The sequence below is a fragment of the uncultured Sphingomonas sp. genome (assembly GCF_964237155.1).
GTDB lineage: Bacteria > Pseudomonadota > Alphaproteobacteria > Sphingomonadales > Sphingomonadaceae > Sphingomonas.
On the sequence record NZ_CAXSHH010000027.1, the window covers coordinates 25,695 to 33,526 of the forward strand.

4 protein-coding genes and 1 pseudogene are annotated in these 7,832 nt (G+C 62.4%); 2 read left to right on the forward strand and 3 right to left on the reverse strand.

Going from position 1 to position 7,832, the window contains the following annotated elements:
* Positions 1–5 precede the first annotated feature (5 nt).
* Together ACFE71_RS08145 and add are read left to right on the forward strand one after the other, a co-directional pair.
* A complete protein-coding gene (locus ACFE71_RS08145) occupies positions 6–1,124 on the forward strand; it encodes a purine nucleoside permease (protein WP_375428303.1) in 1,119 nt (372 codons plus the stop codon).
* 229 nt (positions 1,125–1,353) lie between these two features.
* A complete protein-coding gene (gene add, locus ACFE71_RS08150) occupies positions 1,354–2,475 on the forward strand; it encodes an adenosine deaminase (protein WP_375428304.1) in 1,122 nt (373 codons plus the stop codon).
* 225 nt (positions 2,476–2,700) lie between these two features.
* Here the strand turns inward: add and ACFE71_RS08155 are convergent.
* The 3 genes and pseudogenes from ACFE71_RS08155 to ACFE71_RS08165 all read right to left on the reverse strand — a co-directional run bounded on the left by ACFE71_RS08155 (position 2,701) and on the right by ACFE71_RS08165 (position 7,422).
* Positions 2,701–3,470, reverse strand: a pseudogene (locus ACFE71_RS08155) (IS5 family transposase).
* A 341-nt stretch (positions 3,471–3,811) separates the two neighbouring features.
* The gene (locus tag ACFE71_RS08160; RefSeq protein WP_375428309.1) at positions 3,812–4,912 is read right to left on the reverse strand and encodes a Ca2+-dependent phosphoinositide-specific phospholipase C; all 1,101 of its coding nucleotides are present in this window, start codon (positions 4,910–4,912) and stop codon (positions 3,812–3,814) included.
* Between the two features lie 2 nt (positions 4,913–4,914).
* Entirely contained in the window at positions 4,915–7,422 is a 2,508-nt protein-coding gene (locus ACFE71_RS08165; protein WP_375428305.1) for a TonB-dependent receptor, read from the reverse strand.
* Positions 7,423–7,832: the final 410 nt, after the last annotated feature.

The window sequence follows — 7,832 nt, forward strand, 5'->3', positions numbered from 1 at the left end:
TCGGCATGCATCCTGTGAAACATTTCGCGTCGCTTGTCGGACTCGGTTTGGGGCTTGCCGCTGCCAGCGCGACTCCTGCATCGCCCGACCCGGCCGCCCCCGATCTCTCCGCGGTGACGACGTGCAAGCCGGGCGCGCCTTGCGCGAGCCCGCTGCCTGTCCGCGTCGTTATCGTGACCATGTTCGAGATCGGCAAGGACACGGGCGATGCACCGGGTGAGTTCCAGCTGTGGAAAGAGCGGCGCAAGCTCGATATGCGCATCGCCTTCCCGCATTCGTTCCACGATCTCTATTACAATCCCGACAGCCAAATCCTCGGCGTGGTGACCGGGGTTGGAACGGCGAAGTCGGCGACCGCCACCATGGCGCTGGGGCTGGACCCGCGGTTCGACCTGTCGCGCGCCTACTGGCTGATCGCCGGCATCGCCGGGATCGATCCGGCGGACGCATCGATCGGCTCGGCCGCGTGGGCGCGCTATTCGGTCGATGGCGACCTCGCGCACGAGATCGACGCGCGCGAGATCCCTGCCGGCTGGAAGTCGGGGTTCTTCCCGCTCGACACGCAGGGGCCCGGTGACCGGAAGCCGCCGAACCCGAGAGGCGAGCTGTTCGAGGTCAATTTGGCCCTGCGCGACTGGGCCTACGGGCTGACCAAGGACATGACGCTGCCCGACGATCCGGGGATCAAGGCGGAACGCGCCCGCTACACCGGCTATCCGAACGCGCAACGCCCGCCGTTCGTGCTGAAGGGCGACCAGCTTTCGGCGATGACGTTCTGGCACGGCAAGATGATGAATGATTGGGCGAACGATTGGGTCGGCTATTGGACCAGTCGGAAAGGCGAGTTCGTCACCTCCGCGATGGAGGAGACCGGCACGCTCCAGGCGATCAATTACCTCGACCGGATCGGCAAGGTCGACAAGAAGCGAGTGCTGGTGCTGCGCACGGGCAGCAACTTCACCATGCCGCCGCCCGGCATCACCGCCGCCGACTATCTCCTGCGCGAGAACGAGGGCTATTCGGCGATGAACGTATCGGTCGAGAGCTTGTATCTCGTCGGGTCGAAGGTGGTCGACGAACTGATCGGCAGATGGGACCGCTACCGCGACACGCCGCCGCAATGACCGACGTGATGGTCGCCGCCGCACGGGCCTGACGCGCGTCGTCGAGGCGAATACGTCTGCATGGATGACGCGCACCGGGATCGCCGACATCCAAGGGCGTATCGTCGTTGGCGTTGAACCGACGGGCGCTCTCGCCGAGCCTCGTCGCGGATGAAGATGGACCGCCGGTCCCGGCCGAGACGATCCGTTCATTCAGGCATATGGAACGAACAAAATGAGGAGAACGGAGATGTTCGACAGACGGGATCTGATCCGTGCGGCGCTTTGTGCGCCAATGCTCGGCGCGGGACCGGCGCGTGCGGCGCAGAGCAGCGGCAACGACGACGACATCGCCCAGTTCATCGCCGAGATGCCGAAAGCCGAGTATCACGTCCATCTCGAAGGTACGCTCGAGCCGCAAATGAAGTTTGCCCTCGCGCGTCGAAATGGGGTGACGCTGCCGTTTGCGGACGTCGCGGCGATGAAACGCAGCTACGTGTTCCACGATCTGCCGAGCTTCCTCGCCGTTTACTACGACGGCTTCAAGGTGCTCGTGGGCGAACCCGACTTCTACGATCTCACCTTCGCCTATCTCAGGAAGGCCGCGTCGCAGAACATTCTCTACGCCGAAATGTTCTTCGATCCGCAGGAGCATCTAAAGCGCGGCGTTCGGATGGAGGCGATGATCGGCGGGATCACGCGCGCGCGCGTCGACGCCGCGGCGCGGCTGGGCATCCAGTCGCAATTAATCCTGTGCTTCGTGCGCGACATGCCGACGGACACGGCCATGGCGGCGCTGGACGCGGCACTGCCAATGAAGCGCTACCTGGTCGGGGTTGGCCTCGACTCGGACGAGAAGGGTCATCCGCCGATTCAATTCGCCGACCATTTCGCCAAGGCGCGTGCGGCCGGGCTCAAGGTCACTATGCATTGCGACCTCAACCAGGACGACACGCTACGTCACATCCGCCAAGCCATCGTCGATCTGGCGGCTGATCGTATCGATCACGGCGGCAATATCGTGGAGTCGCCGGAACTGATGGCGCTAGCGAGGCGGCGCAACCTGTGCTTCACGGTCTGCCCAGGCTTCTCGGGCGCGGTGCGGGGCGGCGGGCGGACCATCGACGTGGTCCGCGCGATGCTTGATAAAGACCTGATGGTGACGATCAACTCGGATGATCCCGCCTATATGGGTGGCGAGTACTTGAATGAAGTGCTTATCAAGGCACAAGCGCACAGCTTGCTTACCAGAGCCGAGCTAGTGCGAATCGAGCGTAACGCCTTTCGGTCGGCTTGGCTTCCGGAGCCGCGGCGCAACCTTTTGTTGGCGAAGCTGGAGATATTCGCATTGAGGCGGGGCGTTCTGGCGTAAACCGCGTAGCGTAAAGTCGAAGACTTAAAGACGGATAGCGTCACGCCTTCCAGCACTCTTTGCTGATGCAATTTCTGTAAAAGTTCATCACGATATGGAAGCGATCTGGGCGTAGCTCCGCAGGTGGAGCAAGAAATCGAATAAGTGTTCACCATCCAGCTCGTGCAAGAAGTCTTTGCGCGTGGGTTTAGGCACGGCAAGGTGATCACGTTATTGGTTCTAGGTTCAGGACTCATTACGGGGTAGCCAGAACAGCACGGTGGCGGCGAGCGCGATGGCGGACATGAAGGTGTGGGCGCAGCGGTCGTAGCGGGTGTGGATGCGCCGCCAGTCTTTGAGCCTTCCGAACATGATCTCGACCTTGTGACGGTGTCGGTAGATCTGCTTGCCGTGGCGGATCGGCTTGGACCGGTTGGCACGACCGGGAATGCACGGACGGATGTCGCCTGAGCGGAGCGCTGCACGGAACCAGTCGGCGTCGTAGCCCCGGTCGGCGATGAGCACGGGCGCTTGCGGCATGGCGGGCAACATGGTGGCCGCGCCCTTGTAGTCGCTGACCTGACCCTCGGTGAGCAGCATGACGCGAGGCCGCCCGCGCTCGTTGCAGACGGCGTGCAGCTTGGAGTTCAGGCCGCCCTTGGTGCGACCGATACGTCGGGGTATAGCCCCTTTTTAAGCAGGCTGGCGGCCGTGCGGTGCGCCTTGAGGTGTGTGGCGTCGATCATGAGCTGGTCCGGCGGCCCGCCCTTCGCCGCCAGGTCTGCGAAGATGCGGTTGAACACGCCCATCCGGCTTCAGCGGATGAAGCGGTTGTAGAGCGTCTTGTGCGGGCCATAGCCTGGCGGCGCGTCTCGCCAGCGCAGGCCGTTCCTGATCACGAACGCGATGCCGCTCATTACCCGGCGATCGTCGACGCGAGGAATGCCGTGCGGCAGCGGGAAGTAGGGCTCGATCCGGCGCATCTGCGCCTCGCTCAGCAACGTCAGGTTCATCAGCATCGCCTCCTCGACGTCGCTACTGAATTAACTCGAAGCGCGATCCGCAAGCCCGTTGATAGGTCCTGAGCCTAGGTCGCCGCCCCTTCAACAGCGGACACCGATTCATATCAATGGCCTGATAAACTTAGGAGCTCCGGACCATGTCGATATAACAAGCAGTCGTAGCAAAGCGGAATAGCCGCTTTGGATTGATGATCGACAATAGCTGATCTTTGTTCAACCAATAGTGCAGACGGCGACTACTGATATTTCAAAATCGCTACAACGACCTGAGCCTCTTCGTCTCGCGTTCGATTTCGGTGATAGCCAGCCACAAGTTGTGGACAGCGAAGACGGTTTCACTTGACGAGATCGCATCCGCTTACCCGCCGTACCGGGTTGCATCGCTCCGTCGCGCTGCCCGGGAGGGTGACGGAAAAGCGGCGGCCCTGCGGGTCGGGTGCGCCGGGGTAATAGTCTGTGCTAATCGCCTGTGCACCGCTAGCCGCGGCCGCGTGTGCCTTGCGCAGATCGCGCGATCGCGCCTCGACCGTGTCCGCGTCGGAACGGGTGCGGATAATGTACCCCTTTTCGACCCAGCGACGGATTTTAGCGCCATCGACGATCGGGTCCTGAACCACGATCATGGCCGACTCCGGCTGTGCGTCATTGTAAAAGGCGAACATCGCCCGTCCCGCGAGCGACGGATGACCGGTGCGATAACGGTGTGCGATATCGTCCGGCACGTCGAATAGCAGGACTATCTTGCCGCGTGCCGCCTTCAGCGCCGGCCAGCCGTCCGCCAGCACAGCATCGCGCAACGTGGCCGCCTTTCCGCGCACGTCGTCGGGAACTATAAGCCGGTTGGGAGCGATCACCGAGCGGATTTCTGCGTCCAGCGCATCGAGCGCTGGGCCATCCAGTCGGAGCGGATCGGTGATGCCGGGCCTGCCGATCGGCACGTCGTGTGCGTTGATCGTGATCATGAGCGGCAGATGCCCCGGATGCGCGCGCGACCAGGTATCGATTTCACGAAGGCAACCGACCAGCGTCGGGCAATTGCTTAGATAATCAATGTCGGGAACGTGGAAGGCTTTGAATCCAGGCTTCAGCATCGCCGCGCGGTCGAAGCCGGTCGCCTCGCCTGCGGCTCGAGCCAGCCGCTCGCCTGCCGGATCGGCATAGCGACCGCCGGTCGGATCCGCGAAGACGTCGATCTCGAGTTGGCGCAAGCCTGTATCGAGCTGCTGCGTCAGCGGCCCGTGCTGATAATCGAGCGAATCCGCCGTTTTCGGATTCATCTTGCGCAGCATCTTCATGACGGCGGGCGAGATCTGTCGTTTGAAGCTATTGTGCGAGCCTAGTACCTGGATGTCGTTCAGCTTCATCGTCGCGTCGGGTGACGGCGGCGCAGCGGCCGCCAGTGCGGCCGCCGCGAGCAGGAGAGGGATCCGCATCATCTTCAAAACTCCGCCCGCGCGCCGAACAGGACTGTCCGGCCGTAATAGTTGATCTCGCCGAAGCGAAGCACGTCGTCGTTGTAGCTATACGCCTTTGCTCGCGCGATATTGATCGCCTCCACGCTGAGGGTCACGTTGGAGGTTGCCTGGAACGACAGGTTTCCGTCGAGCGAGCCGAACGGTGCGGCGTAGATCGGTGCCTGGGTCGTGCTGCCGTTGCTGGTCAGATAGCGATCGCGCCAGACATAGGAGAGTCGCGTCGAAACCGGTCCCTTCTCGTAGAAACCGACCACATTGTAGCTTTGCTTCGATAGTCCGATCAGCCGGTTGCGGATCGTCCGCGCGCCCACGGTATACTCCGCCCGCACCTCGGTACGGGTATAGGATGCCTGCACGCCGAGCCCGTCGAACGGAGCAGGCAGGAAGGTGAAGACCTGGTTATAGGCCACTTCAGCGCCGTACAGCTTGGCCGAGCCGCCGTTGATCTGCGTGTTGAGCAGGATCGTGCCACGGCCGGGAACCTCGATATCGACGTTTTCCGCCGTGATGTAATCGTCCAGCGTCTTATAGAAGATCGCGCCGGTCAGCGCGCCGCGCCGGTTGAAATACCATTCCAGCGAGCCGTCGAACTGCGTCGCGAGGAACGGCTTCAACGCCGGATTGCCCCCGCTCGCCACCGGGCTATCGCGTGCGACGACGATGCGCGGGGCAGTGTCGGTGACATTAGGCCGGGTCAGCACCCGCGACGCCGCCAATCGCCCGAGGAGGGTTGGCGTCAATTCGGCCCGCAAGTTGAAGCTGGGCAGCACGTTGTTGAACTTTTGAGGAAAGTTTGCTGGGGTCGGCGTGGTGCCGTTGACGAGCGTACCGCTCGAGACTTGGTCGGTGTGGACGTAGCGAATGCCGAGGTTGCCAGTGACGTCGATCGCGCCGAGCGGGAATGCATAGTCGGCACGGACATAGGCCGCAGCGATCTTCTCCTCGACCACGAACGAGGACAGGAGGTCGGCATTGCCGAGCGGTCGGGCGGCGATCGTCGGCGAGAACAGGCGGTCGAAGAACGCCTGCGTCACCGGCGCCACCCAGTTGCGCGGGATAACGCCCGGAACGTTCTTCAGGAAATTATCATAGGGCAGAGGCTCGTAGAAGCTTTGGCCAATCGTCGGCAGCGGAACGTTGACGAGATCGTTCAGCACAAAGTCGCGCCGATCATAATCTCGCTCGCGCCAGTGATACTCGCCGCCGACCGCCAGTTTCGTCAGCACGCCGTCGAACTCGTACGCGACATCGAGCCGCGAGAACACATCCCGGTCTTTGCTGTCCTTGTACGCCACATCGAATGGAAAACCGACATAGCTCGCCGGGTTGGCCGGATCGACCGGTGTGCCCAGCGTCGGCAGCATCTTGTAACCGCCCGTCGCATCGTAGGTAAACGGCGCGAAGAAGGCGACGCGACTGCGCACCGTGGCGTCTTTAAAGCTTGGGTGATAGCTATGCGCGTCGGACCAGTTGATGTTCGCGCTCACTCGCCATCGGCCCGGACTCCAAAGCTGTCGCAGACCGATCGTCAGTAGGTCGTGCCGGTTCAGGCTCCGCTCGCGCGTGGCCATGAACCGAACATTGTTGACCGTCGCGCGCACCAGCGTGTCGCCGTCCACCTGGGTAGAACCCGGGACCAGCATCGGGATGCGGCCGGGGACGCTCGTGTCATCGGGGAAGATGTCGAGACCAAACTCGTCATATGCCACGTCGAGCCGCGTCGCCAGGACGTCCAGCGTCGTTTCCAATTCCGGCGTCGGGCGCCATTGCGCCGATACGATGCCCGAAATCCGCTCGCGATGTTCGGTTTCGATCGTCGGCCGGGTACGGGTGGGCGCATAGATGTCGGCACCCAGCGGAGCCGCTAGCCGGTTGCGGACCCAACCGAAGTTGAAGAACCGGTCGTTGCGGACCTGCTTGCCCCAATATTGCGCACCGGCGAGGATGCCGAACGTGCCGTCGTTGCTCTTCGCGCTCGTCAGGATCGTGGCGTTGGGCTCCACCTTGCCGGTATGATCCGTGTAGGTACCGCGGACGTTGAGCGTCGTACGCGCGTCGATTTCCAGCGGACGGAAGGTCTGTACGTCGATATTGCCGCCCAGCGCGCCCTCGGTCATGTCGGCGGTCGGCGTCTTTACGACATCGATCCGCGACACGAACTCGGCCGGCAGCACCTCGAACCGGAATTGGCGGCCATTGGCACCGCCATTCTCGATCAGTTCGTTGATCGCGATCGTCCGCCCATTGAGCAGCGTGCTCTGGAATTGCGGACCCAGGCCGCGCACGCTGACGTACAGGCCCTCGCCGCGAGGACGTGTGATCGCAACACCGCTGACCAGCTGAAGTGCCTCGGCAACGTTCTGCGCCGGGAACTTGGCGATATCGGTCGAGGCGATCGAGTCCACACCGTACCCTGCGGTGCGCTTGGCCTCCGTGGCAGCGGCCAGGCTTTTCGCGTAGGTGCCCGTCACGATGATATCGTCGTGCTGCGTTTCCTCTGCAGCTGCTCGTGTTGGCGACGCGGGCGCGACTTGAGCCTGTATAGGCGTGGCCCCTACCAATGCCGCAAAGGTCAACGGCAGCGTGCCCGAAAACGGGTGTCGATTTCGATCCATGGCGCAGATCCCCGTGGTAGCGTTTGCCTTGCAGCGGTGCGTAGCGACGGCGGATGACCTTTCAGGGGCCGAAATGTTACGTGTGGAAGACGTTATGTTTTACAGACAAAAATCGGTTGTTACTGGTTTGCAATCAATCGGCGGTTTCGTAAGTTGTTCACGATACCCCCGACATCGTTACCGTTAAGGCGCACTCTTTCAGAGCCAGGACGACCCATACCCGGACGCTCACGGCCCGCTTTTGGCTCCCCGGTTTTGGACATTGG

Excerpts from the sequence above, each read along its gene's own strand:
- ACFE71_RS08160 (WP_375428309.1), bottom strand. The coding sequence starts at position 4,912 with ATGATGCGGATCCCTCTCCTGCTCGCGGCGGCCGCACTGGCGGCCGCT.
- ACFE71_RS08145 (WP_375428303.1), top strand. The coding sequence starts at position 6 with ATGCATCCTGTGAAACATTTCGCGTCGCTTGTCGGACTCGGTTTGGGG.
- add (WP_375428304.1), top strand. The coding sequence starts at position 1,354 with ATGTTCGACAGACGGGATCTGATCCGTGCGGCGCTTTGTGCGCCAATG.